Origin of the sequence: Arsenicitalea aurantiaca (assembly GCF_003994485.1) — a bacterium.
Lineage (GTDB): Bacteria > Pseudomonadota > Alphaproteobacteria > Rhizobiales > Devosiaceae > Arsenicitalea > Arsenicitalea aurantiaca.
The window spans coordinates 157,596-184,504 of record NZ_RZNJ01000003.1; the positions used below are offsets into that span (position 1 = coordinate 157,596).

Here is a 26,909-nt window from a genome sequence, read left to right on the forward strand (position 1 = left end):
CCCGGTTGGCCCGGGTTGGCGTTAGTAACCCCGCTGCCGGTCGACGAGATGGGGGATGGGTTCGGTCCGCTCGAAGCGGCGGATATTGCCGGCCATCTCGGCCACGGCCATGTCCAGGTGAGTGGGCGCCGCCACGTGGGGCGACACCAGAATGCGCCGGTCGCTCCAGAACGGGCTTTCCGGGGGAAGCGGCTCGGTGCGGAAGACGTCGAGCGCTGCGCCGCTGAGCTGGCCTTGGTCGAGGGCCGCGATCAGGTCGGCGTCGACGACATGGCCGCCCCGCGCGCCATTGATGAGGAAACTTCCCGGGGCCATCGCCGAGAACACCGATGCATCGAGGATGTCGGCGGTCTCGGTGGTCAGGGGCAGCAGATTGATCAGGATGTCTGCTCCCGAAACCGCCTCGATGAGACGCTCGCGTCCGGCAAAGCTCTCGGCACCCGCGACCGGACGGCCCGACCGGCTCCAGACGCGCGTTTTGAAGCCGAAGGCGAGAAGGTGCTGGACGACCGGCGCCCCCAGCGCACCGGATCCGAGCACCGTCACAATGCGTTCGCGGGCGAGTTTTTCGGGCTTCGGCTGCCACTGGGCGGCAGGCTGGATCGCCTCGTAATGGCGCAGATTGCGATGCCAGCCCAGGACGTGGGCCATCACCCATTCGGCCATGCCTTCGGCGAGGCCTTCATCGACCAGACGCACGATGGGCAGGTGATCGGGCACCTCTCCGCTCGCCAGAAGATGCTCGACGCCGGCATTGAGGCTCAGCACCAGCTCGAGCCCGGGCACAGCGGCAATGACGCCCGGAAGCGGCCGACCGACCACGATGTAGGGCACGGCCGGTCCCTGCGGATCGGGCTGCTCGACCAGCACGTCATGGTCGGGCAGCTGGGCCCGGAACAGACTTGCCAGATGCTCTGGATTGCCGCGAGAGGCGATAAATATCCGTTTCATGACGGCCAGCATGAAGCGCTCGGCTGCGAACGCGCAATGCGCGAAATAATCCGATTTGTCCGCAACTCAACTCATGCATGGCGCATGTCGGGCCGACTGCGCGATTGCGTGGCATTCCGCCGAATTGTTGAGCAATAGCAAAGGCTAGCCGCCGGGATCGGGCGGCCGGCCACAAGGCGTTGAGGGAAATGATCTATTCGGTAAGGTCGAGTTCGCCCGCGCGGATGCAGGCTACCTGGTGCCTTGCGCCAACCGTCTCGAGCGGCGGGACCGTCTCGGCACAGGCCGCGATCGCAAAGGGACACCGCGTGCGGAAAACGCAGCCCGAGGGCGGTGCCGAGGGGCTCGGCAGGTCGCCTTTGAGCGTTATGCGTTCGCGCCGCTTCCGCGGATCGGGCACCGGAGCGGCATCGAGCAGCGCGCGCGTATAGGGATGGCGCGGATTGGCATAGAGATCGGCCGCGGTGGCGGTTTCCATGATCCGGCCGAGATAGAGGACGACGACGCGGTCACAGAGGAATTCGATCACCGAAAGATCGTGCCCGATGAAGAGGATCGAGAGACCCAGCTCCTGCCGCAGGTCCTGCAGCAGATTGATGATCTGGGCCTGGATCGACACGTCGAGCGCGGAGACCGGCTCGTCGGCGACGATGAAGCCGGGATTGACTGCGAGCGCCCGGGCGATGCCGATCCGCTGGCGTTGCCCGCCCGAAAACTCATGCGGGAAGCGCTGCGCGACCGCCCGCGGCAGCCCCACCTGCTCGAGCAGATCCCCGACCCGTTCCGCGCGATCGGCCCGCGTGCCAATCGCGTGCAGCTCCAGCGCTTCGCTCAGGGTCTGGCCCACGCTCATGCGCGGGTTGAGGCTGGCATAGGGATCCTGGAAAATGATCTGCATGCGGCTGCGCAGGCGCTTCAGCCGGCTGGGCGGCAGCGTGGTCACCTCTTCGCCCTCGAACCGCACCGATCCGCTCGTGGGCTCGACCAGTCTCAGGATCGAGCGGCCGAGCGTCGTCTTGCCCGACCCCGATTCCCCGACCAGCCCGAGAACCTCGCCGCGCCCCACATCGAAGCTCACCCCATCGACGGCCCGCACCACCGTCCCCGGCGAGAACATGGTGCGGCCCACGGTGAAGTGAACCTTGAGGTCGGCGATCGAGACGAGCGGTTCAGCCATCGAGTTCGTTCCACCTCAGGCAGCGCGCGCCATGGGTCGGGGACACCGGAAAGACCGGCGGCACGGCCTCGCGGCATGCCGGGATCACCCAGCGGCAGCGCGGATTGAAATCGCAGCCGTGGGGCGGGTTGCGCGGATCGACGACGCTGCCCGGAATGGCCTTGAGCCGAGCGACCTTTCCGGCGGCCCGGGCCGCGTGATCAACGCTCGGCAGGCTGTCGAGCAGCCCGCGGGTGTAAGGATGGCTCGGCCTATCGAAGAGTTCTTCGACCGGCGCCGTTTCGACGATCCGGCCCCCATACATCACCGCCACCGTGTCGGCGATTTCAGCGACGACGCCCAGATTATGAGTGATGAAGAGGATCCCCATGCCGATCTCGCGCTGCAGGCGCCGCATGAGTTCGAGGATCTGCAGCTGCACCGTCACGTCGAGCGCCGTTGTCGGCTCGTCGGCAATCAGGAGCGCAGGGTTGCACGCCAGCGCCATCGCGATCATCACGCGCTGGCGCATGCCGCCCGACATCTGGTGAGGATAGATGTCCGCGCGCCGCGCCGGATCGGGGATCTCGACGAGGGTTAGCATTTCGATGGCGTGCTTCCAGGCGTCGGCCCGGCTCAGCTTGCGGTGAAGCCGCGCGACTTCGGCGATCTGCGCCCCGATCTTCTGGGTGGGGTTGAGGCTCGTCATGGGCTCCTGGAAGACCATGGAAATCTCGTTGCCGCGAAGCGCGCGCATGGCCGGTTCGGGCTCGTGGACGAGATCGCGGACCCGCCCGTCACGACCACGGAAAAGGATTTCGCCGCCCACGATGCCGCCGATCGCCTTGGGGATCAGCCGCATGACCGAAAGGCTCGTCACCGATTTGCCCGAACCGGATTCGCCCACCAGCGCTACGGTCTTGCCGGGCTCGACGACGATGTCGACGCCCTTGACCGCCCGCACGACGCCGGTCTCGGTGCGGAATTCGGTGACGAGATCGCGGATCTCGAGAAGCGGGCCGGTCCCTGCCATCAGCCCAACTGCCCCGCGCGGTCCATTTCCTCGGCGATCCAGGCGAGCGGCATGTGGCCGAATGAGAGGAGCGTGTCGTGGAAGCTCACCGTGTCCCCCCGCCAGCGGTTCCGCAGCGCCTTTATGCCCTCGACCCCCAGCCAGTACATCAGCCGGGACGCCGGCAGCATGGTGTTGCGCACGACTTCGCCCGCGACGCGTGAAGGCGCGAACCCGGCCTCGTCGCGGTAGAAGGCAATCGCCTCCTCCTCGCTCCATTCGCCCAGATGCAGCCTGATATCGACGAGGACGCTCGCGGCATTGCGCCGCTCGAATTGCTTGAGCAGCAGCATCTCGGCCGGGGAATAAAAGCCATCGGCCTCCATCAGCAGGTCCTCGACGTAACAGGCCCAGCCCTCGATCAGCGTGCCCGATCCGAGAAACGCCAGCCCCAGAGCGCAGTCGGTGCCTGCAATCCGCGCGAGCCGGGATGCCGCAACGCGCGCCCGCGCGTTCTGCGTATGGTGGCCCACCCCGCCATGATGGACCGAATGGATCGTCTTGACGATGGCGGTCGGGTTTGCGGCAAGGAATGCGGTTTCGTCCGATCCCGGCGGCGTCACCCAGTAGACGCTTCCCGATCCGGCATCGAGGCCCGGCGGCGAGCGATAAAAGAGGAAATAGAGCGTCTGGCTCACGCGGCGGAAGCAGGGCGCCATCCAGCGATAGTCGAGACCATAGCCTTGGGCGAGCGTCATCAGGCCCTCGGCCGCCTTTCGCGCCTTCTGGTCGATCGCCTCGTAGCTCTTGAATGCCGCGTCCACGCTTTCCGGCCCGATGGCAGCAAGTTTGGCGAGGATAATTGCGGCGCTGGCGCCGGGGCGGATGGCGTCGGCCATCGCCTCCATCTCTTCGCCGAGCCGAGCGAAGGCGGCTTCGGCGCGCTCCAACGCCTCGCGCGGGCCGAAATCGAGCCCGTGCTGGGTCCTCATCAGAAGCGTCAGATAGGCTTCGCCGGCTGCCGGATCGGCATCGTCAAGTCCATCCAATGCAGACGCAAACCGCTCGAAGGCATCGGCGGCACGGGTAGCGGGCGCCTGCCACCCTTCCGCCCAGTCCTCATGGAGCGCGATGTCCTCCCGCAGGAACAGCGCCATTGCCGCGCATTCGCGCCGCGCGCGCGCCACCCATCCGGCGGGGACGGCGACGCCCGCAAGCCGCTCCGCCCCTTGGGCAAGAAAGCCGTCCACGCCCTCGAGCCGGTCGAGCAGCGCCGCCTCGCGGACGGGCGCACTTTGCGGCAGGAGGAGCGAGATGATCCCGAACGCCGCCTCGCCTGAATACCACGCAGGATTGGCGAGCCGCGGCCGGCTCTCGGCTGCCGCCTGTCGCACCGTCAGTTCCGCAATCATCATGCGCCGGTCGAGGCGCTGGCCCAGATCGTCGGGCTCCTCGCTTGCCTCGAGCATGCCGAGCAACTCAGCGATCCCTGCGCGTTCGTCGTCCAGCGTCTCGGCCCCAGCAGGCGGCAGGCGATGGTCGTATCCCCTCTCCCCCATGAAGGTCGCGTCGACCGGATTGAACCGCCAGTGATGGGCGAGGAACCGGTCGACGAGCGCGGGATCGAACCGGCTCATGCGCCCGCGCCCGGCAGGTCGACCCAGCGGCGCTCGTAATGGGCCTTGATGATCGCGTCGACGATCTCCTGGCTCTTTGCACCATCAAAGAAGGTGCATTCCCGCGGCCGGTCCTCGAGGATCTCATCGACGAAGAACCGAACCAGATTGCGGTAATAGAGCTCGGGCCAGGGCGTATTGAGCGTCGTGCCCGGGGGCAGCGCGTCCTGCCCGATCTCGACGGGCTTGAACTCCACCGCATCGGCGGTCGCGAGCTTCAGGGTTTCAGCCACGCCGAATTCGTCGATCAGCCGCGCCACCGCAGCCCCCTTCGAGCCATAGACGCGGATCTCGACGCCCGGGTAATTGCCCACCGCGATATAGCTCGTCTGCAGCAGCCCCTGCGTGCCATTGGCATATTCGACGAGCGCCACCGCCCCATCTTCGACCAGCACGCGCTGGCGACCGGGCTCCCCGCGCACGACGCGCTCGGGAATGAAGTTCTTCATGCTCGATGCGACCGAGCCAAATTCTCCGCCGAGCCAGCGCATCAGGTCGATCAGGTGCGATCCATAGCCGATGATCGAGGACGGGATCAGCTTGTCGCGCACCGCGTCGGGCGCAATCTGGCGCAGCGGAAAATCGGGATCGAGCCATTGGGAATTCTGCTCGAAGCCATGGATGTGGAAGATTTCGCCCAGCGTGCCGTCCTCGATCCAGGTCTTGATCTGCCGGATCGCCGGGGAATAGCGGAAGGTGAAGCCCAGCTTGGTGCGCACGCCGCCCGCATCGGCCCGGCGCGCCGCATCGAAGGCCGGCGCCGCCTCGGTGTGCAGCGGCTTTTCGGAAAGCACGTGCTTGCCGCCGGCAATCGCGGCGAGGCTCAGCGGCAGATGGGTATGAGTGGGCGTGCACACATCCACCATCTGCACGTCCGGATCGGCGATCATTGCCTCGGGATCGGTATAGACCTTTCGCGCACCGAACTTCTCGGCCATGGCGCGGGCCCGACCCTCCTCGATGTCGCATACGGCCACCAGGTCCACCCGCTCATGGGCCGCATAGCCGGGAAGATGGGCCTTCTCCGCCCAGGTGTGCGCGCCGATCAGGCCGACGCCCAGAGTGCTCGTCATGGCAGGGTCTTTCCAATGGAGGCCGCATAGGCCTCGAGTTCGTCGAAATTGGCAAAGCCGAGCGGGCGCCGGCCATCCTCGATCTCGTAGATCATCTCGAAGAGCCGGGCGTTGAGCCGCGTATCGGCGCCGACCGCCTCGCCATAGGCGAGAAGCTTGCCGCTCGAGGAGCGCGTCTCGGAGGGGCGCTTGCGATAAACGATATCCCACCAGATGCCCGAGCCCTTCTTCTTGAAGCTGTGGCTGGGCTTGTTCTCCTGGTCCTTCTTCAGAAGCCAGATGGCGTGCTCGATATTGGCCAGAAGCTTCCTTGTGTCCTCGGCGGTCTTCACCCGGTAATTGGCCGGATCGAAGAAATCGAACGCCTGCACCTCGATGCCGCTGGCATCCGCAATCTCGAGCGCTTCCTTGACCACTGCGCCCGCGAGCCGCGCATAGCGCTCGACGCCCAGCGTCTCCTTGATCGGCGCGTCGGCGAGCGCGGAAAACACCACCTGCGAGGCATAGACTTCCTTTGCCCAGATCTGACCCCAGATCTTGTCCGAGAGCTGCACCTGGGTCAGCGCCTCGAGCGCACCGGCGAGTTCGCTGAGCCGCGGGCTCGTCGTGCCGTCGAGTTCGCCGAGCTGGATCGGCCCTTCATGGACGAATTCGACATAGCCCGGATCGACCAGCGCGCCACCGTAATTGGGGATGGACCCCATGACGATGCGCTGGCCCGGCAGGCCCGCGCGGTCGAGAGCGGCAATCATGTCGGGCTCGTTGAACCCGTTCTGGAATGAGACGACACAGCTTTCTGCCGTGAGCAGCGGAATGATCTGTTCGAGCGCTTCGACGGCATGCTGGGACTTGGTCGCGATCAGGACCGTTCCGAGATCGCCCGAGAGCTGATCGGGGGTCGCAGCGCGGACCGGAATGGTCATCTCGCCGCGCACGCCGTCGATGAACATCCCCTTGTCATTGAGCGCGGCCACATGCTCGCCCAGCGGTCGACCAGGAGCACGTCGTGGCCGGCGCGGCTCATATAGGCCCCGGCGAGCCCGCCGATGGCGCCCGCGCCGATGATGGTGATCTTCATCTCAATGGTCCTGGGCTGGCGTCTGGGGGAACATGTCGAGGCTCGCGGGGCTGTTGGCGTGCCCGTAGAGCGTCTTGAGGAAATCGGGCCATTGCGCCTCGGTCACGCGTTCGCGCACCCGGCGTACCGCTTCGTTGCCCGCCCAGTAGGAGGCGATGAACGGGCCCCGGAACGGATGGGCCGCCATGCGCAGCCGGCCCTGCACCCAGGCTTCCTGGCCCATCGCGGTCTCGCGGAGGTAGTCCGCCACCTCATCGGCAGGCACGCCTTCCACCATCAGCATCCAGGCGGCGCTCGTCTGGCAGGCGCTGCGCAGGCGGCGCAGATGAAGGTGAATTTCGTCGTCCTCGTCCTCGATGTAATCGATGAGCTGGACGCCCTGGTCCCCGATGCCTTCCTGCACGCAGCCGGTGATGGCATTGGCCGTGATCAGAAGCGCGTCCGCCGGCGCTTCCCCTGCGTCGACGGCCGCGCGGGTCGAGAGCAGCTGGGTGGAATGGCCGGGAAAGACCTCATGACAGACGAGGTGCTTGAGGGCGGCGCGGGTGAAATGAAGGTCGAGATTGAGATCCATCTTGCCTTCATTGAAGCTGCACCGCGCGGTGTAGTGGGCGTTCCGGATCGGGTTCAGCACCATGTCGTACGCGCCCGTATCAAAGATGCGGGCATCGGTCCGGGCCTTGGCCTCGGCCATCAGTTCGCGAAAGACGGCCTCGATCCGGTCGGCGGGGATGGCCTTCTGCTTCTCCCATGCCGAGACGCGCGCACCGAGCCCGCCCTCGGCGAAACCGGCACGCGTCAGAAGCGCGTCTAGCCGGTCGCGCGCCGTCTCGATAAGCTCGGGATCCTCGCGCCCGGCAGGCGCGCCTACCAGATCGGTCACCTTTTCCTCGAAGGACGGCGCGGCGCCTGAAAAGAGCCGGACCGCGACCTTGAGCGAGCGCAGCATGCCTTCAAGGAATGTCTTGCGCGGTCCTTCACCGAGCCCCGCCACCGCATCGGCGAGTGCGGCAAGGTCGGCGCGCGGGGCGCTCCAGTCGGTGTAGGGGCGCGGCGCGACGATGTCCCCGCCCATGTAGATGGGCACCAGCCCCTCGCCATCGAGCAGGCTCTCGCCATTGGCCTTGGTGCGCTCGAACGCATCGATGCCCATGGTGACGGCGGTCAGTTCGCGCCCGATGTCGAAGCCGGTCATGCGTGGTTCCTATGATATCGGCGAAATGCCCCTAGTGCTCGAAGAGCCCTTCGGGATGGCGGAAGGATTTGAATTCGAGCGCATTGCCCGCCGGATCCTTGATGAAGAACGTGCCCTGCTCGCCCGGCTCGCCCTCGAAGCGCACATGGGGCTCGAGCACGAAGGCATGCCCGTTCGCCCGCAGGCGCCCGATCAGCGCGTTCCATTCGTCCCAGGCGAGCACGGCGCCGAAATGGTGAAGCGGCACCAGGTCGTTTCCGACCCTGGAGGTCGCGGCGGATTTCGGATCGGTGTTGAGATGAGCCGAGATCTGGTGGCCGAAGAAATCGAAATCGATCCAGTTGTCGGCCTCGCGGCCCACCTTGCAGCCGATCACCTCGCCATAGAAGCGGCGCGCCTGTTCCTTGTCGTCGATTGCGAACGCCATGTGAAAGGGAGTCATTTTCGCTTGGAGCCTCTGTCCGTGATGGCTGCGGATTGGGGGCCGGCGGGCGGCCCGTCAGGAAAAACTAGCCGCTTGGCAGTCGGCCGCAAGCCGCATAAAGATCGCCCTTCCATGACTTCAGAGAATGGCATCCCATGCGTGGTCGCCTCTTGCCTTCCCTCAACGCCCTGCGAACCTTCGAGGCGGTTGCCCGCCACAACAGCTTCACCCGTGCCGCCGAGGAGCTCAACGTCACCCAGAGCGCGGCGAGCCGTCTCGTGCGCAGCCTCGAGGATTATCTGCAGGTGCCGCTCTTCACCCGCCAGAGCCGGCGGATCGAGCTGACCGATGAGGGACGCTTCTACAACGCACTCGTGCGCGACTCGCTCGATCTGATCGAGGCGGGCACGGTTGAGCTGATCTCATCGAAGGACGGCAAGGGCACGCTCTCGATCGGCATGCTCCCCACCTTCGGCACGCGCTGGCTCCTGCCGCGCCTCGCCTCCTTCCAGGAAGCGCATCCGGAAATCTCGCTCAACATCATCTCGTCCGATGGCGAGCTCGATTTCACCAAGGAGCGGATCGACGTCGCCATCCGCTTCGGGCACGGCAACTGGCAGGACGCGATCGTCGATCCTTTGATGGCCGAGGAAATCCTCGTCGTGTGCAGCCCGGTGCTGATGGATGGTCCGCACCCGATCACCAGTTATGAATCGCTCCGCCATCACCGGCTGATCCGCCACTCGACCCGCCCCAATGGCTGGGAGCACTGGTTCCGCTCTGTCGGAGCCAATCGCGATCACCTGCGCTGGGGGCCGAGCCTCGAGCATTTCTTCATGATTATCCAGGCGGCCATCGCAGGGCTCGGCGTCGCGCTCCTGCCGAGCTTCCTCGTCGAGGACGAAATCCGCAACGGCACGCTCGTCACCCCCTTCCCCGTCCGGATCGCCGGACCCGGCGGCTACTACCTCGTCACCTCCGCGGCCAAGAGCGAACTGCCGCGCGTAAAGCTCTTCCGACGCTGGATCCTCGACCAGATCGCCCGAAGCTAACCCGGCACCTCGCTCGAAATCAGCAGCGCGGTGCGCAGGCCGCGTGAGCGGCCTGTTCAAGTGCCCGAGTTCGCTTCGAGCCGGAAGGCGAGGATGTTGCTGGGGGCGGCTTCGAGCAGATGGCCGGCGCGTTCGGAGGTCATCGGCCGGCCAAGGAGATAGCCTTGGGCCGTGCCGCAGCCGAGCTTGACCAGAGCCTCGAGTTGCTGCTCGGTTTCGATGCCTTCGGCCGTCGTTTCGATCGAAAGCTCCCGCGCAATGCCCATGACGGCGCGTACCACGGCGTCGGCGCTCGCATCATGGCCCACCGTGCCCACGAAACTGCGGTCGATCTTGATGCGGTCGACCTTGAACTCGCGCAGATGGGCGAGCGAGGAATAGCCGGTGCCGAAATCGTCGATCGCCACCCTTATGCCCAGCGCGCGGAAGCCTGCGAGCGTCGCCGCGATCTGCTCGCTGTTGTCGACCATTGCCGTCTCGGTGATTTCGATCTCGACCTGACGGGGGGAGAGCCCGTAGCTCTCGAGCGCCTGGTGGATCTGCGTCAGGATCGCCGGCGAGCGCATCTGGATCGGCGAGACGTTGATCGAGACATAGAGGTCCCGCGGCCAGTTTCCGACCTGCCGGCACGCCTCGTCGATGATCCAGGCCCCGATCCGCTCGATGGCGCCGCACGCCTCGGCGATGGGGATGAAGTCGGCCGGCGAGATCAGCCCGCGGTCCGGATGGTTCCAGCGGATCAGTGCTTCAAAGCCCTTGAGGCGCCGCCCGGGCAGCGCAAAGAGCGGCTGGTAGTAGAGCTCCAGCTGGCCACGCTCGACGGCATGGATCAGCTCTTCCTCGAAGAACTGCCGCTCGGCCGCCTCCTCCATCATGCCGTCGCGATAGGTCTCGACGCGCCCGCGGCCCTGGTTCTTGGCCTTGTAGAGAGCAAGATCGGCGCGCTGCTGCATGGTCGAGGGATCCTCCTCGGCCAGCGTCGACGCGATGCCCACGCTGCACCCGATGCGCGCAATGTGCGGGCCGATGGCGAAGGGCGCGGTCATCGCCGCGACGATGTCGTGGGCGAGCCCGCGCGCCGCCTCGACCTCGCCTTCGAGGATGATGGCGAATTCGTCGCCGCCGAGCCGGAACGCCGTGCTGTTCGGGCGCGCCAGGGCCTTCAGCCGCGCGGCCGCCTGCACCAGCACCTCGTCGCCGAGATTGTGCCCGAACTTGTCGTTGACGGCCTTGAACCGGTCGAGGTCGATCATGAGGAGCGCGAGGCCGTCCGGCCCCATGGCGGTCGCCAGCGTCTCCGAGAAGAGCCGGCGATTGGCGAGGCCCGTCAGCGTGTCGTGATAGGCCATGTGCGCGATGCGCTTCTGGCCCTCGCGCGCTTCGGTCATGTCCTCATAGGTGAGGATCGCGCCGCCCTCGGGCAGCGGCCGGCAGACAACCGCGACGACGCGCCCGTCCTCGAATTCCTGCTCCACGCGGGTCGTCGTGTCCTTGGCAAACCAGACGCGATGGTTGTTGAGCACGCGTCGGATGCGCGAGGGCTCCCAACCGGCGCGGCTGCCGATCAGACCGAGAAAATCGCCGAGTTTCATCTCGAGGGCCATGTTGGCCTGCTCAAGCCCGAAGATCTCCGCGGCGCGGCGATTGTAGAGGGTGATCCGTTCCTGGGCAGAAACCATGACGAGCCCGCTCGACATGTTGGTGAGCGCATCGGCCGCGCGCGCCCGGGCGTGGTCGTCGATCATGTTGCTGGCGAGGCCCGCGGCCACGATGACGAGCGCGACGCCGGCAACCGCGATGGCGAGCGCCCTCAGGGCCGCCGGATTGGAGAACGCGCCGTCGACCAGCATGGGCTCGACCCGGAAGGCCGTCATCCCGGTGAAATGCAGCCCGACAATGGCCAGCACCAGCAGCGCCGTTCCGCCATAGGTGCTTGCCTTGCCCCGATCGGCGCGCAGCATCTGCAGCGCCGCGGCCGAAAAGCCGCACGACACGATGATCGAGGCGACCAGATAATTCATGTCCCAGCTGACGAGGCCCTGCACGCGGTAGCCCATCATGCCGGTATAGTGCATGACGACGATGGCGAGCCCGACCACCAGCCCGCCCACGATGGGCGCGAAACGCAGCTCGAGTGCCGCGATCAGGAAGCCGAGATAGGCCCCGGCCATCGCGACCAGCAGTGAAATGATCGTCAGCACCGGATCAAAGCCGATCGGCGTGCCCGGATCGTAGCCCAGCATGGCGACAAAATGTGTGCACCAGATCGCCGCGCCGGTGACTGTGGCGGTCAGCAGCAGCCAGGCCGCCTTTTCGGTCGAACGGGTCGCCGCGGCGCGGTTGAAGAGCCGCACCGTCGCCCATGAGCCCGCGACGCAGACCAGCGCCGCAAGCATGATCAGCCACGCATTGTGATCGTCGGCGATGCACGCCAGGATGGTCATCATCTGCTTCGCGCTTCCGTCTCCTGGACGGCGCAATGCGGCCCATCGGCACTGCCGTAGCATTTTCCGCGCTGTCGCAGAATGGCTCCGGCGGCGCTATCTTCTGAGACGGTTACGAAAGCCCTTCGCAAAAGGCCTGCGCGCCCGCTCAGCCGCGCCAGAAGCGCGGCAAAAAGAGCACGAGCACGGTGAAGAGCTCGAGCCGCCCCAGCATCATGCCGAAGGAGAGGAGCCATTTGGCGCCATCGGGCAGCGGGCCGAAATTGCCTGCCGGGCCGATGATCTCGCCAAGCCCCGGCCCGACATTGGAGAGCGCGGTCGTCGCACCGCTCGAGCTCGTCAGGAAATCGAGCCCGAGCGCCATCAGCGCAATGGTCAAGACCGCATAGCAGCAGAAATAGACCGCAAAGAACGCAACGACCGAGCCGATCACCTCGTCGTCGAGCGTGCGGTTGGCATAGGTGCGCGGAAACATGCCGCGCGGGTAGATCAGGCGCATGAAATGGGCACGCAGCATCACGCCCATCACCTCGAAGCGGAAGATCTTGATGCCGCCCGAGGTCGAGCCGGTGCAGCCCCCGATGAAGGTCAGGGCAAAGAAGATGCCGATCGCCGCATTGCTCCAGCTCTGGTAGTCGGTGGTCGCGTACCCGGTCGTGGTCACGACCGAGACCACGTTGAAGGCGGCGTGGCGGAATGCGGGTTCGAGCGCGTACTGGCCCGAGATCGCGAGCCAGAGGCCGAGCACGAAGGCGACGATGACGACGAAGGCGAGCAGGGTCATCACCTGCCTGTCCCACAGCGCCCGCCCCTCGCCGGCCACCAGTCGCACATAGAGCACGAACGGAATGGCGCCCGAGAGCATGAAGGCGGTTGCGAACCACTGGATGCCATTATCCTCCCAGGCCCCGAAGGAGGCGTCGGAGGTCGAATAGCCGCCCGTTGCGATCGAGGTCAGCCCGTGCACGACTGCATCGAACGGCGCCATGCCTGCAAGCCAGTAGACACCTACCGCAAGCACCGTCAGGCCGAGATAAATCCCGCCGATAGCCGTCGCGATCTGCCGGATCTGGGGCAATGCCTTTTCGGAGCGATCAGAGGATTCGGTGCGGAAAAGCTGCATGCCGCCGATGCCGAGAGCAGGCAGGATGGCGATGGCCGAGGCGATGATCCCGATCCCGCCCATCCATTGGAGCAGGCCGCGCCACAGCAGCATGCCCGGGGGCGCTTCGCCGAGGCCGGAGATCACCGTCGCGCCGGTTGTCGTGATGCCCGAGACCGCTTCGAAGACCGCATCGGCGAGGCTGCCGCTGACGATCCCGTAATCGGAGAAATAGAAGGGCAGCGCGCTCACCACCGCCACGCTGAACCAGCTCGTTGGGGTCAGCAGGAAGGCCTGGCGCAGGGTCAGCCCGCCCTTGAGCGCGCCGCGGCACGAGGCCATCAGGCCACCGCCGATGATGGCGGAAATCGCCGCCGCGAGCCCGAAGGATCGCCAGTCGCCATTGCCGACATAAAGATCAACCAGGAGCGGCGGCACCATCATGATGGCGGTCGCCAGCAGCACGGTGCCGACCAGATAGAAGACCGGCCGGATCCCCGGTATGGTCGCCCCGCCCAATTGCAGGGTCTGGATCGGCTGGCTGCTCATTGCTCGCGTCCGGAGGATGCCCCGAAGAGGGCCTCGGCGAGCTTCAGATAGCTGTAGGTGACGAGTGCGATCACGTGATCGCCCACCTCGAAGCGGAAATCGGCGGGCGGAAAGATCACCGTGCCGTTGCGCAACACCGCCCCGATCTTCATGCCATTGGGCAGACCAAGCTCGTCCAGCGGCCGGCGCAGCAGGCGGGAGCCCTCGTCCACCTCGGCCTCGACCACTTCGCCGAAATCCTCGCGCAGCGTGTAGAGCGCCGAGATGGCGCCGCGCCGGACGTGGCGCAGTACGGTCGAGATCGTGACGGCGCTCGGGCTCACCACCGCATCGATCCCGAGCGTCGGGATCAGGGTTTCGTAGGAGCGCTTGTTGACCAGCGTGATCGCGCGCCGACAGCCGGACTGCTTGGCGAGCACGGAGGTGAAGATGTTGGTCTCGTCATCATTGGTGACGGCAACGATCGTCTCGGCGAGCCCGGCCTGCGCCTCGTCCAGCACCTGGCGCTCGAGGGCATCCCCGTGCAGCACGATCACGCTCCCTCCCAGCTCCTGGGACACGAATTCGGCCCGTTCCCGGCTCGATTCGACGATCTTGATGTCGACGCCCGGGGAGGTCCGACGGATCTTGCGCGCGAGGTGCAACCCCACATTGCCCGCCCCGACGATGACGAGCCGGCGGCCGACCTTCTCGGCGTGCCCGAAGGCGAACATCACGTCCCCGACCCGCTCGTGCCTTGCGACCACATAGACGTCGTCGCCCGGCTCGAGCCGATCCTCGGGCTCGGGCACGAAGCTGGTCCCGCCCCGCACGATGGCGACGATGCTCATGTCCTCGCCGTCGAACCCCTCGACGATGTCGCCAACCCGCTCCCCGGTCACCGCGCAGACGCCCGGCTCGATATGAAGGCCCAGAAGCTCCACGAGCCCCTTGGCGAGCGGGACCATGTCGAAGGCCCCGGGCGTGCGCAGGCGTCGCGCGATCCCCTCGGCGATCTCGATCTCGGGGGAGATGATGACGTCGATGGGCAGGTGCTCGGCCGCAAACAGCCCCGATTTGTCCTGGGCGAGATAGCCGGCATGGCGCAGCCGCGCGATGCGGCGCTTCACCTTGAAGAGCGAATAGGCGACCTGGCAGGCCACCATGTTGACCTCGTCCGAGCGCGTCACGGCAACCAGCATGTCCGCGTCGCGCGCCCCGGCCTTGGCGAGGATGTTGGGGTGGGATGCGTGTCCCACAATGCCGCGCACGTCATAGCTGGCATCGATTCGGCGGACCTGTTCGGGATCGCTGTCGATCACCGTCACATGGGCCCCCTCGCTGGCGAGGTGTCGGGCGATCGTCGTGCCCACTTGGCCGGCGCCGCAGATGATGACCTTCATTGTGCCTCCGGAGCGTGGGCTCGGTCGCCGCCGTCCTATCCCAACTGGCTGCGCAAGCCAAGCCGTACCCCGGCGCAAGGCGTTGCCAGCAGGAGCGCCTCACCGCATACTGATCTTCCGAACCTTACCGGAGCGCACGACATGCCGCTTGCAAGGCTCATCGTGGAACGCGCTGGCGGCCGCTCCGGCAGCCAGGACTGGGGTGCGTTCGACTTTCTCTCCGTCCCCTCCCCGGGCGACCGCGTCGCGGCGCCGTTCGAAGGCGATGTCCACCACCTCACCGTGATCAGCGTCCACCACCGCCCCGTCGCTGCAGGCAGCGCCTCCGGCGCGGCCGAGGCCGATGTCGTCGCGCGCTGGACGAGCCGGGAGTGAGCTAGACCCGCTTGGCGGTCAGGACCTCGAAGGTGCTGTTGATCGTGGAGAGCGCGCGGTCATAATCGGCAAGCGCAAGGCAGGCGATCAGCGCATCGACGATCGCGAGCTGGGCGATGCGGCTCGTCATCGCCTCGGTGCGGAACTGGGTTTCCCGCGCCAGCGTGTTGAGCACGATGTCGGTGTGGGCGAGCAGCGGCGATTTGCCGAAATTGGTGATGGCAATGGTCGTCGCGCCGGCCTCCTTGGCAATGCGTGTCGCCGCCAGCGTTTCCTGCGTGCTGCCCGAATGGGAGATCGTCAGCACCGCAACCTCGGGTCCCGCCAGCGACGCTGTGATCGCCTGCACATGGCTATCGACGCTCGCGCGCGAATTGATGCCGATGCGCAGGAAGCGGTAATTGGCGTCCTCGGCGATCGGGGCGGCGCTGCCGATGCCGAACACCTCGACACGCTGCGCAGCGCGGATCGCAGCCACCGCGCGCTCGACCTCCACCCGGTTCAGCGCCTTCTCGGTATCCTGCAGCGCCTGCAGGCCCGAACGGAAGATCTTGGAGATGATCGCATCGGTGCCGTCTTCGCGTGCCAGGTCCTCGTGGATGAACTGGATCGGCTGCACGAGATCGCGCGCCAGCGCCAGCTTCACCTCCTGAAAGCCACGCGCCCCCAGCAGCCGGCAGAGCCCGATCACGCTGCCTTCGCTGGCATTGGCGCCTTCGGCGACCTCGGTCACCGACATGTGCACCACGTCCTGGGCGTTGGTGGCGATGAACTCGGCGATGCGCCGCGCGGTCGGCGGCAGGCCCGGCGTCAGCGCGGCAAGCCGGTTCATGATGCCGCCAAGGGAAGGATCGGGTCGGTTCATGCGATGGCAGCCTCCTGGTGCGGGGCCGGCGCAGGCCGGGCGAGCGCGGTTCGGATCAGTCCCTTGCGGACCTGCAGGAAGCCCATGCCGAGCCGCAGGGCGCCTGCCCCGTCGGTCTCCGCATTGTCCCCGATCATCAGCCCGTCCGATGGCGCGATGCCGAGCCTTGCACATCCGAGTTCGAAAAGCAGCGGCTCGGGCTTGCCGATGATCTCGTAGCGCTCCGCCCCGCCCGCCGCGGCGACCGCGAGCCCCAGCGCACCTGCTTCGGGCACGGGCTGGCCGCGCGGGCCGGGATGATTGCGGTCGGGGCAGGCGACGACCAGACGGGCCCCCGAAGCCACGGCTCGCGCCGCCTGGGCGAGGCGCTGATAGGTGAACCTGCGGTCCCGCGTCACAAGCACGACATCGGCATGGTCTTCGACGAGCTCCAGCCCGATCTGCCGGGCATGGGCACGCAGCGCAGGGCTGCCCAGCAGCAGCACCCGTGCGCCCGGCTGGCCTTTGGCGATGTGTCCGAGCGCAGTCGTTCCGGCAAGCACCATCCGCTCGGGCGGAATCTGCAGCCCGATCTGGCGCAGATGCCGCGACAATTGCTCGGGGGTGTGTTCGCTGTTGTTGGAGACGAGCACGAAGCGCTCGCCCACCTCCTGCAGCAGCCAGTGCGCATCGGGCAGCACGGTTCGGCCGCTGACGAGCGTTCCGTCGAGGTCGATCAGAAAACCGGCGGCACCGGAAAGCAAGGCGGACAAATCACCCTCCATCGTTTCACCGAGCCCTATTGAGGAATGCTCAATATGTCAAACATGAAAAAATGAGGAAAGTTCATCGTACTGTCATGGACCCGCGCTAGGCCTCTCGCCATCGCAAACGGCAGGGGCCCACCATGAAGATCTCCATCGTCACAGACATCCACCATGGTCCGCTTTCCCACACCAAGCTCGAGGGCTGGAATGCGCTCGAAGCGCTAGAAACCGCCATCGACTGGGCAGAGGCCGAGGGCGCCGACCTGCTGCTCGATCTGGGCGACCACATCTCGGACACAAGCCCCGAGGCCGACCGGCAGGTGATGGCCGAAGTGGTCGAAACCTTCGCCCGCACCGCCCTGCCGCGGGTCCACGTGCTCGGCAATCACGACGTCGCCAATCTCTCGGTTGCCGACAATGAGGCGATCTTCGGGGTTTCGATGCAGAACCGGGTGATCGATCTGGGCGAGTTCCGCCTTCTTGCCTGGCAGCCGGACGTGCGCATCACCCGGCCGCACGGCTTTGCGGCCACCGCCCCGCATCTCGACTGGCTCGTCGAGACGCTGCTTGCAGACGAACGTCCCGCGATCGTTGCGACCCATGTGCCGGTTTCGGGGCACTCGCAGATCGGCAATTACTATTTCCAGAACAATCCCCAATACGCGAGCTATCCCGACCACGCCCTGATCCGCGAGGCTGTCGAGGCCACCGGGCGCGTCGCCGCGTGGCTTTCGGGCCATGTGCACTGGAACACGGTGACCAGCGTCGCCGGCATCCGGCACATCACCATCCAGTCGCTGAGCGAGCGCTTCACCACCATGCCCCGGCCCGCCGGCGCCCACGCCATGCTCGAGATCGCCGACGGCATGCTGTCGCTCCGCGTCCATGGCGAAGACCCGTTCGAGGCCCGCATGCCCTTCGCGGCATCCGGCGTCCGGCCCTGGATGGCACCCCACCGTCCCTTCACCGCCGTCGAGACGGATCGGGAGGTCGAACATGCTTGATTATCTCGGCCGCCGGGTCCTCGGGGGCGTCCTCACCATCGTCATCGTCATCACGGCGGTGTTCTTTGCCACCCGGCTCACCGGTCCTGCCGTCGAATTCATGCTGCCGCCGGGATCCGATCCGACCGTCCAGGCGGCGCTCGCGGCCCATTACGGGCTCGACCAGTCGATCTGGGTCCAGTTCGGCCGCTATCTGCAGGGGCTCTTCACCGGCGATTTCGGCATCAGCCTCGGGGAGCGCCGTCCGGTCATCGACATCTACGCCGAGCGCCTGCCCAACACGATCACGCTCTTCGTCTATGCCCTCGGGCTTGCGACGTTCGCGGGGCTACCGCTCGGCATCGTCGCCGCACTCGACCGCAAGGGCCCCATCGGCTCGGCGATCATGACCATCGCCTTCATCGGCTATGCGACGCCCAATTTCGTCCTCGCCATCATGATGATCCTCGTCTTCTCGTTCCAGCTCCACTGGCTGCCGAGTTCGGGATCGACGACGCCGCTCCATTTCCTCATGCCGGCAATCGTCCTCGCCCTGCCCATGCTGGCCGAGATCGTGCGGTTCACCCGCAATGCCATGCTCGACGTGATGGGTCAGGACTATCTGCGCACCGCCCGCGCCAAGGGCCTGCCCGAACACATGGTCATCGGCAAGCATGCGCTGCGCAATGCGGCGGTCCCGGTGGTCACCATCATCGGGCTCCAGGTCGCCGGGATGGTCGCGCGCTGCGTGCTCGTGGAAGCCATCTTTGCCACCAAGGGCGTCGGCGACCTCATCGTCTACGCCACGATCGGGCGCGATTACCCGGTCCTGCAGTTCGGCGTCATCCTCATCGCCGTGCTCGTCGTCACCGTCTCCCTCATCGTCGACCTGCTCTACGCCGTGATCGACCCCCGCGTGAAGGTTGCAGCATCATGACCGACATCGCCTCCCCCCTTCCCGTCCTCACCCCCGCCATCCCCTCGCCGGGACGGCCGGGGCGGATCACCCGCCTCTGGCGCAAGACGTCGCTGGGCATGAAGATCTGCCTCTCGAGCTTTGCCGGGGTCATCCTGCTCGCGCTTTTCGCGCCCTGGATCGCGCCCTACGATCCCAATGCGCAGGCGCTCCTCTCGCGCCTCCTGCCGCCGGTGGGGTTTGCCGGCGCCAATCCGGCCCATCCCCTCGGGACCGACCAGCTCGGGCGCGATCTCCTGTCGCGCACCCTCTACGGGCTGCGGCTCACCCTCGGCATCGCGCTTATCGGCTCGTTCATCAGCCTCATCCTCGGCACCGTGCTCGGCACCATCGCCGGTTATATCCGCGGCCGTATCGGCGCGGTCATCATGGGCGCGGTCGACGTGCAGATCGCGGTTCCCTTCACCTTGATCGCGCTCCTCGTCATCGCGCTCCTGGGCAATTCGCTCCCCGTGCTCATCTGCGTCATCGGGCTCACCGGCTGGGAAAGCTACACCCGGATCGTGCGCGCCCAGGTGCTGACGGTCTCGCGGCTGCCCTTCATCGAGGCGGCGATCGCCGCCGGCGCGCCACGCGGTCGGATCCTCGTGCGCAACGTGCTTCCCAACATCGCCTCGCCCATCGTCGTGGTGTGGACGATGACCTTCTCGGCCCTGATCCTCACCGAATCCTCACTCTCCTTCCTCGGCCTCGGCGTCCAGCCCCCGACCGCTACGCTGGGATCGATGGTGGGCCTCGGCCGCGACTTCCTCGCCTCGACACCCTGGATCGCGATCGTGCCCTCGCTTGCCATCATGCTGGTGTCGCTGCAGGTCCTGCTTATCGGCGACTGGCTCCGCGACGCGCTCGACGTGCGTCTCAAATAGCCTGACGCCTTCCCGTTTCCCGTTCCGCACAACCGCCTTCGGGCGGAACGGGAGAGCCTTGTCCCAAAACCCGGATGGAAACCATGACCAACCGCATCCTCCTTGCTCTCGGCGCCGTGCTCCTCGGCACCACCGCCCTCGCCGCGGCCGAACTGACCGTCGCGACGCAGAACATGTCGAGCTTCGTCGACCCCGGCCGCGACCATTCCAATGTCGGCTCGCAGAACTACGTCAACGCCTTCGATCCGCTGATCGAGAAGGACTATAGCCAGGCCGGCGCGGTCTTCTCCCCGGGCCTCGCCACCGAGTGGGAGCAGACCTCCCCAACCACCATGGAGGTCACCCTGCGCGAGGGCGTGCTGTTCCATGACGGCACCGAGATGACCGCCGAGGACGTGGTGTTCTCCTTCCACCGCATCATCGACGAGCTGACCCCCGAATATAAGTCGATCAAGACCCAGTTCTTTACCAATTTCGAGAAGGTCGAGGCGCTCGATACCTATCGGGTGCGGTTCACCACCATCAATCCCGAGCCGCTCTTTGAAACCCTGCTCAACGCCCAGCAGGGCTACATCGTCCCCAAAGCCTACATCATGGGCCTGACGGGCGATGCCGAGACCGCCGAGATCGCCGATTTCGAGGCCTTCGCCCTCGCTCCGGTCGGCACCGGCCCCTACCGCATCACCCGCTTCCAGCCCGGCGAGAACCTCGTTTACGAGCGCTTTGCGGACTATTACGGCGATGAAGCCCCGCTCGAACGCTTCGAGATGCGCCGCATCTCGGAAATGGCGACCCGCCTCACCGCGCTCGCCAATGGCGAGGTCGACATCATCACCAACGTGCCGCCCGACCAGCTCGCCACCATCGAGAACAACCCGAACCTCAAGGTCGAGGGTGCGGTGACGCCGCTCTTCCACGTCGTCATCTACAACGCCATGCATCCCAAGCTCGAGGACAAGCGCATCCGCCAGGCTCTCAGCCTCGCGATCGACCGCGATCTGCTGAACCAGGCCCTCTGGCTCGGCGAAGCGGTCGTGCCCTCGACCCACACCTATCCCCAGTATGGCGAGCTCTACATGCCCGAGCTCGAGACCTTCACCTACAATCCCGAGCGCGCCCGCGAACTGCTCGCCGAAGCCGGCTATGACGGCACGCCGATCCGCTTCGACACCGATGCGGTCTATTACACCAACGGGCTCCTCGCCGCGCAGGCGATAAAGGAGATGTGGGCGGCCGTCGGCGTCGAGATGGATCTCAACGTCACCAATTCCTGGGGCGAGCCCAGCGCACTGGAAAGCCGGAACTGGTCCAACCCGATGTATTTCGCTGACCCCGCCGGCTCCTACGGCACCATGTGGGCGCCCGGCGGCGCACGCATCGGCAACACCTGGCAGCCCAACGAGGCCTATGTCGAGATGTGGGAGCGCTTCCGCTACTCGACCGATGTCGAGACGCGCAAGGCGGCCTATGCCGAGATCATGGAATACGTCGCCGACGAGATGCCCGTCCTGCCGCTCTACCAGCCCTATGAATCCTACGGGCTTCGCCAGAGCGTCGAGTGGAAGCCGCTGCCGGGGCACATCCCCTACGTGCTCGACTTCCGCGCCGGCTCGATCGCGCTCGCGGACTGACGCTTTCCCCGCCGGCGGGCTTCGGCCCGCCAGCATCCCCCCGATCCGGAGAACGATGATGAACCCGAGCGATCCCCTGCTGTCGGTCCGCGACCTCAGTGTCACCTTCGCCAATGATGCGGGCACCCTCACCGCCGTCGACGGGCTCGGCTTTTCGGTCGCGCCGGGCGAATGCCTCGCCATCGTCGGGGAATCGGGATCGGGAAAATCGGTCACCGCCATGTCGATCCTCGGGCTGACCCGCTTCAATGGCGGCACCCTCACGAGCGGCGCGATCCGCTTCCGCCGCCGCAATGGGGAAACCCTCGATCTCGCACGCGCCGACGAGCCGACGCTGCGCACCGTGCGCGGCAACGAGATCGCCATGATCTTCCAGGAGCCGATGACGGCGCTCAATCCAGTCTATCCGATCGGCGAGCAGATCGCCGAGGCCATCCGCGCCCACCGCCCCGTCTCGCGCGAGGCCGCGAACGCCGAAGCCCTCGCGCTCATCGAAAAGGTGCGCATCCCCGAGCCCGAGCGCCGGTTCGGCCAGTATCCCCACGAGCTCTCGGGCGGCATGCGCCAGCGTATCGTCATCGCCATGGCGCTCGCCTGCCGGCCGAGCCTCCTCATCGCCGACGAGCCCACCACCGCCCTCGATGTCACCATCCAGGCCCAGATCCTCTATCTCGTGCGCTCGCTCGCCCGAGGGAACGGCATGGCCATGCTCTTCATCACCCACGACATGGGTGTCGTCGCCGAGATCGCCGACCGCGTGCTCGTCATGCGCCATGGCCGCAAGGTCGAGGAAGCCGCGGTCGGCCCATTCTTCTCGGCCCCCGAGGAGAGCTACTCCCAGGCGCTGCTTGCCGCCGTCCCGCGGCTGGGCTCCGCACCCGCGCCCGAAACGGTGCCCCAGACGCCGACCCCGCTCCTCGAGGTCCGCAACCTCGTCACCCGTTTCCCCGTCCGCCGCGGCATATTGGGCCGGCACGTGGCCAATGTGCACGCGGTCGAGGATGTGAGCCTCACCATCTCGCGGGGCGAAACCCTCGCGCTCGTCGGAGAATCGGGTTGCGGCAAGTCCACCACCGGCCGCTCGATCGTCCGGCTCGTCGATCCGCTCTCGGGCTCGGTCGCGCTCGAGGGCGAGGATGTGCTGGGGCTCGACGAGGCGCGTCTGCGCCGCCGCCGCCGCGACATGCAGATCATCTTCCAGGACCCCTATGCCGCGCTCGATCCGCGCCAGACCGCCTTCGAGCAGATCGCCGATCCCATGCTGATCCACGGCATGGAGCGGGGCAGCGCGCTCAGGGATCGCGTCGTCTCGCTGCTCCGGCGCGTCGGGTTGGGCGAGGAGCACATGAGCCGCTACCCCCATGAGTTTTCCGGCGGCCAGCGCCAGCGCCTCTGCATCGCCCGTGCGCTCGGGCTGTCGCCAAAGCTCATCGTCGCGGATGAAGCCGTGTCGGCGCTCGACGTCTCGATCCAGAAGCAGGTGGTCGAGCTCCTGCAGCAATTGCAGGCCGAGCTCGGCATCTCCTACCTCTTCATTTCCCACGACATGGGCGTCGTAGAGCGCATGAGCCATCGCGTCGCCGTCATGTATATGGGCCGCGTCGTCGAGATCGGCCCGCGCGCCTCGGTCTTTGGAAATCCGCGCCATCCTTACACCCGCGCCCTCCTTGCGGCCGTGCCCACGCCCGATCCGGCCAACCGCCGCCGCGAGGCGCCGCCGGTGGTTGCGCTGCGCTCCCCCATCCACCCGATCGGCTATGCCGCGCCCGCCGCCCGCTACGACGATTTCGGCGACGGCCATCTCGTCCTCGCCTCCTGAAAGGTCCTTTGATGCTCGACGCCTTTTCCGCCCCCGGCCGCTTCCTTCGCGGCAATCTCCACACCCATTCGGACCGCTCGGACGGCGCGCTGCCACCCGCGGAGGTCTGCCGCCGCTATCGGCAAGCGGGCTATGATTTCCTCTGCATCTCGGATCATTTCCTCGACCGCTTCGGCTTCCCCTTGACCGACACGACGCCGTTCAGAACCGAGGGCTTCACCACGCTCCTCGGCGCCGAGCTCCACGGGCCGCAGACTCATCTCGGGGATCACTGGCACATCCTCGCGGTCGGCCTGCCGTCGGACTTCGCCGCTGCAGGCGACAGCGAGGCCGGCCCGGACCTTGCCCGTCGCGCGCGTGAGGCCGGAGCCTTTGTCGGCATCGCCCATCCCCAATGGTATGGGCTCAATACCGCGGACGGTCTCTCGATCGACGCGGCCCATGCGGTCGAGATCTACAACCACACCTGCGAGATGCTCTCGGCCCGTCCGGACGGCGTCGCGCTCCTCGACCAGCTGCTGCAGGAGGGCCGGATGCTGACCGGCTTTGCCGCCGACGACGCCCATTTCAAGAGCAACGACCCGTTCGGCGGCTGGGTGATGGTCAAGGCAGAGGACATGGCTCCCGAAACGATCCTCGAAGCCCTGAAAGCGGGCCGCTATTACGCGAGCCAGGGGCCCCAGATCCACGATGTGCGGCGCGATGGCGACAGCCTCGTCGTCACCACCTCGCCCGTTCGTTCGATCGCGCTTGCCGGCCGTGGTGCCCGGTCGGCCGCCGTCCATGGCGATGGGATCACCGAAGCCCGCCTGGCGCTTACGAGCTTTGCCGGGTCCTGGTGTCGGCTCGTCGTCACCGACGGGGCCGGCCGCCGCGCATGGGCACAGCCGGCCCGGATCGACTGATCGCCCTATTCGACGACGAACGTCCCGGTGAGGGTCTCGACGGGCTCGACCGTGTCATTGATCACGGTGAAGTCGTAGCTGCCGCGGCGCATGGGAAAGAAACTCACGCGCGCAGCGGCGTCGAGGCCCTCGCAATCGATCATCCCCACCTGCATGCCCTGCATGTGGAAGTTGATCTCCGGCACCTCCTGGAACCCGCTCTCGGGGTCGCTGACGCTGACGATGCGGATATGGGCGTCCCGCCAGAACCTGTCCGCGATGAAGCTGACCCCCGCCTCGTTTTCGAGCCCGTCGCCGGGACAGAGGAGGTTGAACCGGTAATAGCCTCCCCAGGCGAGCGTGAATTGGTCCTCGGACATCTGAAGCTCCCCCGCCCCGTTGAGGCTGAACTCCAGGAAGATGTCCTCGGGCGGTCCGGATCCCACCGTTCCCGATTGCTGCTGGCTGATCGCCGTGCCGGCGAGTGCAAGGCTCGCCACAAGCCCGAGGGCCACGCGGCCCGCTCCTGATCTTTTCATCTGCCTCTCCCTTGGCTTCAAAGCCCTCCGAGCATGCCTGCTCGAAGCGGGATCCTCATCCTATCAATGCGATAGGCGAGGCTGATGGCGGGCCCCTCAGCCCGCAGCCGCGTCCCCGCCCGGACCGGGCGAGACGGGCAGCCGCAGCCGCACGGCGAGCCCACCGAGTTGGGAGCGTTCCAGCGTCATCGCCCCCCTGTTGAGTGCGACGATCTCCTTGGCGATCGCCATCCCTAGCCCCGTGCCGCGCCGCGTCTCGTCGAGCCGCTGGCCGCGCTCACCGATCCGCTCCATCTGCTCCCGGGTCAGTCCCACCCCGTCATCTTCGATCGAGAGTTCGACAAACCCGTCCAGCATCATCGCGCCGATCCGTACGCGGCTCTCTGCCCATTGGCAGGCGTTTTCGAGCACCACGCCGACGAGCTCGATCAGGTCCTGCTGGTCCAGATTGACCGCCACGTCCGGCCCCAGCTGCAGCTCCCAGTCGATGAGTTCGCCCGCATGGGTCTTCTTCAACACGAGCGCGATGCGCAGCACCGCAGCCTTCAGCGATGCAGTCATCACATGCGATTCGGGCCGAAGGCGCAGGCGCGCGAGCCGCAACTGGTAATCGATCCGCTCGTCCATCTCCTCGCAGAGCTCTTCGAGAAAGCGCGCGGTGTCCTCGTCACCGGCCTCTCGCGCCCGGTTGGCGGTCGCCGCCAGCACCGCAAGGGGGGTCTTCAGCCCATGGGCGAGGTCGGCTGCACGCGCCCGCGCGAAATCGATCGATTTGTCACGGGCCTCGAGCAGGTCGTTCACCTCGCGCACGAGCGGCACGATCTCGTCGGGAAAAGCGCCTTCGAGCCGCTCGGCCTCCCCGAGCCGCACCCGTTCGACCCGCGCCCGCACCGTCTCGAGCGGGCGCAGCCCCAGATAGACCTGCAGCGTGCCCGCACAGGTGAGAACGAGCGCGAGGAGCAGGAGCGCAATGCTCATTTCCCCGCCAAAGGCAATGATGGACCGGTCGATCACCGAGCGGTCTTCGGCGACGGTCACGCGATAAGCGCGCTCGCTTTCCTCCACCGGGAACCGCACGAGGCGCGACACCGCGACCAGGACCTGCCCGCCCGGCCCCTCGATCTCGATCAGCCCTTCATCGGTTTCCTCCGCATCGAGTGCGGCATCGACGAGCGAGGGGGATCTCAGCACCGCGCCCGAGGCCAGATCCTCGATCTCCCAATAGAGCCCGCTCAGCGGCAGCGCATAGCGCGGATCGGCGAGATTGGCGCGCAGCGTCGGCGCCTCGGCTTCGGGAATGATGAGGGCGACCGCGCGGTTGAGATTGGCTTCGAGATCCGCGCCGACCCGCCGCTCCAGATGCGTGCCAAAGAGGAGCAGGAGCGCGATGCCGGCCAGAACGACCGCCGCAGCGACCAGCAGCGCGGCGAGCAGCAGCAGCCGCAGCCTCAGGGATGCAAAGCTCACTCGGCTTCGTCCCCGATATAATAGCCGAACCCGCGGCGGGTGCGGATGATATCGCTGCCCAGCCGCCGGCGCACGCGCCCCACCAGCACCTCCACCGAGTTCGACGCCCGGTCGAAATCCTGCGCGTAGAGATGCTCGACGATCTCCATCTGCGAGACCACGCGTCCGCGCTGGTGCGCGAGAAAGGCGACGAGCCGGTATTCCTGCCGCGTCAGGTTGATCGGGAAGCCGTTGCGGGTCACCCGCATCATCTGCGTGTCGAGCATCAGGTCCCCGATGGCGATGCGCGCGGAAGCGTGCCCGCCCGCGCGGCGGATCAGCGCCTTGACCCGCGCCACCACTTCCTCGACGCGGAAGGGTTTGACCACGTAATCGTCCGCGCCCGCCTCGATTCCCTCGACCCGTTCCTCCCACTGGCCGCGCGCCGTCAGGATCAGCACCGGCACCTGGATGTCCGCCTTGCGCCAGCGCTTGAGCAGCGTCAGCCCATCGAGCCGCGGCAGGCCCAGATCGAGCAGCACCGCGTCGAAACGCTCGTTCTCGCCCCTGTAGTGGGCGATTTCCCCATCGGCTTCCACCTCGGCGACGAAGCCGGCAGACGCAAGCGCCGCCACGAGCGTGTCGGCGATGCGTGCATCGTCTTCGGCAATCAGAACCCGCATCG

General features: G+C 66.6%; 25 protein-coding genes. 8 read left to right on the top strand and 17 right to left on the bottom strand.

The genetic code is table 11. The features are described 5' to 3' along the window. Positions 1-21 precede the first annotated feature (21 nt). The 9 genes from EMQ25_RS09345 to EMQ25_RS09380 all read right to left on the bottom strand — a co-directional run bounded on the left by EMQ25_RS09345 (position 22) and on the right by EMQ25_RS09380 (position 8,583). Positions 22-951 carry a 2-hydroxyacid dehydrogenase gene (locus EMQ25_RS09345; RefSeq protein ID WP_158626019.1) on the bottom strand — a complete coding sequence of 310 codons (930 nt, stop codon included), beginning with the start codon at positions 949-951 and terminating at the stop codon, positions 22-24. A gap of 193 nt (positions 952-1,144) precedes the next feature. Beyond that, the gene (locus EMQ25_RS09350) at positions 1,145-2,128 is read right to left on the bottom strand and encodes an ABC transporter ATP-binding protein (RefSeq protein WP_127188320.1); all 984 of its coding nucleotides are present in this window, start codon (positions 2,126-2,128) and stop codon (positions 1,145-1,147) included. Beyond that, complete coding sequence (locus EMQ25_RS09355; RefSeq protein ID WP_127188321.1) at positions 2,121-3,140, bottom strand: ABC transporter ATP-binding protein; 1,020 nt, start codon at positions 3,138-3,140, stop codon at positions 2,121-2,123. Before EMQ25_RS09355 ends, EMQ25_RS09350 begins: the two co-directional genes overlap by 8 nt. Continuing rightward, positions 3,140-4,756 (bottom strand): DUF885 family protein, encoded by a 1,617-nt coding sequence (locus EMQ25_RS09360; protein WP_127188322.1) that lies wholly within the window; start codon positions 4,754-4,756, stop codon positions 3,140-3,142. The genes EMQ25_RS09355 and EMQ25_RS09360 overlap by 1 nt, the downstream gene beginning before the upstream one ends. Then, positions 4,753-5,868: a Gfo/Idh/MocA family protein gene (locus EMQ25_RS09365; RefSeq protein ID WP_127188323.1), complete on the bottom strand. Its 1,116-nt coding sequence runs from the start codon at positions 5,866-5,868 to the stop codon at positions 4,753-4,755. The genes EMQ25_RS09360 and EMQ25_RS09365 overlap by 4 nt, the downstream gene beginning before the upstream one ends. Continuing rightward, entirely contained in the window at positions 5,865-6,818 is a 954-nt protein-coding gene (locus EMQ25_RS18490; protein ID WP_280177632.1) for a ketopantoate reductase family protein, read from the bottom strand. The genes EMQ25_RS09365 and EMQ25_RS18490 overlap by 4 nt, the downstream gene beginning before the upstream one ends. Then, entirely contained in the window at positions 6,788-6,946 is a 159-nt protein-coding gene (locus tag EMQ25_RS18495; RefSeq protein WP_280177633.1) for a 2-dehydropantoate 2-reductase N-terminal domain-containing protein, read from the bottom strand. The genes EMQ25_RS18490 and EMQ25_RS18495 overlap by 31 nt, the downstream gene beginning before the upstream one ends. Before the next feature lies 1 nt (position 6,947). Continuing rightward, entirely contained in the window at positions 6,948-8,141 is a 1,194-nt protein-coding gene (locus EMQ25_RS09375) for a hypothetical protein (protein WP_127188324.1), read from the bottom strand. Between the two features lie 31 nt (positions 8,142-8,172). Next, on the bottom strand, positions 8,173-8,583 hold the full coding sequence (locus tag EMQ25_RS09380; RefSeq protein ID WP_127188325.1) for a VOC family protein: 411 nt from the start codon (positions 8,581-8,583) through the stop codon (positions 8,173-8,175). 137 nt (positions 8,584-8,720) lie between these two features. On the opposite strand from EMQ25_RS09380, the gene gcvA reads away from it, so the two are divergent. Beyond that, positions 8,721-9,617 (top strand): transcriptional regulator GcvA, encoded by an 897-nt coding sequence (gene gcvA / locus EMQ25_RS09385; protein ID WP_127188326.1) that lies wholly within the window; start codon positions 8,721-8,723, stop codon positions 9,615-9,617. 56 nt (positions 9,618-9,673) lie between these two features. Here gcvA and EMQ25_RS09390 read toward each other — a convergent pair whose 3' ends face one another. From EMQ25_RS09390 to trkA, 3 genes are all read right to left on the bottom strand, one after another. Further along, entirely contained in the window at positions 9,674-12,064 is a 2,391-nt protein-coding gene (locus tag EMQ25_RS09390; protein ID WP_158626020.1) for a bifunctional diguanylate cyclase/phosphodiesterase, read from the bottom strand. 145 nt (positions 12,065-12,209) lie between these two features. Beyond that, positions 12,210-13,712 carry a TrkH family potassium uptake protein gene (locus EMQ25_RS09395; RefSeq protein WP_127188328.1) on the bottom strand — a complete coding sequence of 501 codons (1,503 nt, stop codon included), beginning with the start codon at positions 13,710-13,712 and terminating at the stop codon, positions 12,210-12,212. Then, complete coding sequence (gene trkA, locus EMQ25_RS09400; RefSeq protein WP_127188329.1) at positions 13,709-15,094, bottom strand: Trk system potassium transporter TrkA; 1,386 nt, start codon at positions 15,092-15,094, stop codon at positions 13,709-13,711. Before trkA ends, EMQ25_RS09395 begins: the two co-directional genes overlap by 4 nt. A 141-nt stretch (positions 15,095-15,235) precedes the next feature. Between trkA and EMQ25_RS09405 the strand changes: the two genes are divergently transcribed. Next, on the top strand, positions 15,236-15,469 hold the full coding sequence (locus EMQ25_RS09405; RefSeq protein ID WP_127188330.1) for a hypothetical protein: 234 nt from the start codon (positions 15,236-15,238) through the stop codon (positions 15,467-15,469). Between the two features lies 1 nt (position 15,470). On the opposite strand, the gene EMQ25_RS09410 is transcribed toward EMQ25_RS09405, so the two are convergent. Further along, complete coding sequence (locus EMQ25_RS09410) at positions 15,471-16,334, bottom strand: MurR/RpiR family transcriptional regulator (protein ID WP_192895651.1); 864 nt, start codon at positions 16,332-16,334, stop codon at positions 15,471-15,473. Then, positions 16,331-17,086, bottom strand: coding sequence for an HAD-IIA family hydrolase (locus EMQ25_RS09415; RefSeq protein ID WP_158626021.1), 756 nt, complete (start codon positions 17,084-17,086; stop codon positions 16,331-16,333). Before EMQ25_RS09415 ends, EMQ25_RS09410 begins: the two co-directional genes overlap by 4 nt. Positions 17,087-17,220: 134 nt before the next feature. On the opposite strand from EMQ25_RS09415, the gene EMQ25_RS09420 reads away from it, so the two are divergent. The 6 genes from EMQ25_RS09420 to EMQ25_RS09445 all read left to right on the top strand — a co-directional run bounded on the left by EMQ25_RS09420 (position 17,221) and on the right by EMQ25_RS09445 (position 24,260). After that, complete coding sequence (locus EMQ25_RS09420) at positions 17,221-18,084, top strand: metallophosphoesterase family protein (RefSeq protein WP_127188332.1); 864 nt, start codon at positions 17,221-17,223, stop codon at positions 18,082-18,084. Continuing rightward, positions 18,077-19,000 (top strand): ABC transporter permease, encoded by a 924-nt coding sequence (locus tag EMQ25_RS09425; protein ID WP_127188333.1) that lies wholly within the window; start codon positions 18,077-18,079, stop codon positions 18,998-19,000. Before EMQ25_RS09420 ends, EMQ25_RS09425 begins: the two co-directional genes overlap by 8 nt. Then, entirely contained in the window at positions 18,997-19,905 is a 909-nt protein-coding gene (locus EMQ25_RS09430) for an ABC transporter permease (protein WP_127188334.1), read from the top strand. The genes EMQ25_RS09425 and EMQ25_RS09430 overlap by 4 nt, the downstream gene beginning before the upstream one ends. An 83-nt stretch (positions 19,906-19,988) precedes the next feature. Further along, complete coding sequence (locus EMQ25_RS09435; protein ID WP_127188335.1) at positions 19,989-21,536, top strand: ABC transporter substrate-binding protein; 1,548 nt, start codon at positions 19,989-19,991, stop codon at positions 21,534-21,536. Between the two features lie 55 nt (positions 21,537-21,591). After that, positions 21,592-23,355 (top strand): ABC transporter ATP-binding protein, encoded by a 1,764-nt coding sequence (locus EMQ25_RS09440; protein WP_127188336.1) that lies wholly within the window; start codon positions 21,592-21,594, stop codon positions 23,353-23,355. 11 nt (positions 23,356-23,366) lie between these two features. Continuing rightward, on the top strand, positions 23,367-24,260 hold the full coding sequence (locus EMQ25_RS09445) for a CehA/McbA family metallohydrolase (protein ID WP_204569959.1): 894 nt from the start codon (positions 23,367-23,369) through the stop codon (positions 24,258-24,260). 5 nt (positions 24,261-24,265) lie between these two features. Here EMQ25_RS09445 and EMQ25_RS09450 read toward each other — a convergent pair whose 3' ends face one another. The 3 genes from EMQ25_RS09450 to EMQ25_RS09460 form a co-directional block, all read right to left on the bottom strand. Continuing rightward, positions 24,266-24,778, bottom strand: a complete 513-nt coding sequence (locus EMQ25_RS09450) for a hypothetical protein (protein WP_127188338.1) — start codon at positions 24,776-24,778, stop codon at positions 24,266-24,268. Between the two features lie 96 nt (positions 24,779-24,874). Then, complete coding sequence (locus EMQ25_RS09455; protein ID WP_127188339.1) at positions 24,875-26,245, bottom strand: sensor histidine kinase; 1,371 nt, start codon at positions 26,243-26,245, stop codon at positions 24,875-24,877. Continuing rightward, positions 26,242-26,907 (bottom strand): response regulator transcription factor, encoded by a 666-nt coding sequence (locus EMQ25_RS09460; protein ID WP_127188340.1) that lies wholly within the window; start codon positions 26,905-26,907, stop codon positions 26,242-26,244. Before EMQ25_RS09460 ends, EMQ25_RS09455 begins: the two co-directional genes overlap by 4 nt. Between the last annotated feature and the right edge of the window lie 2 nt (positions 26,908-26,909).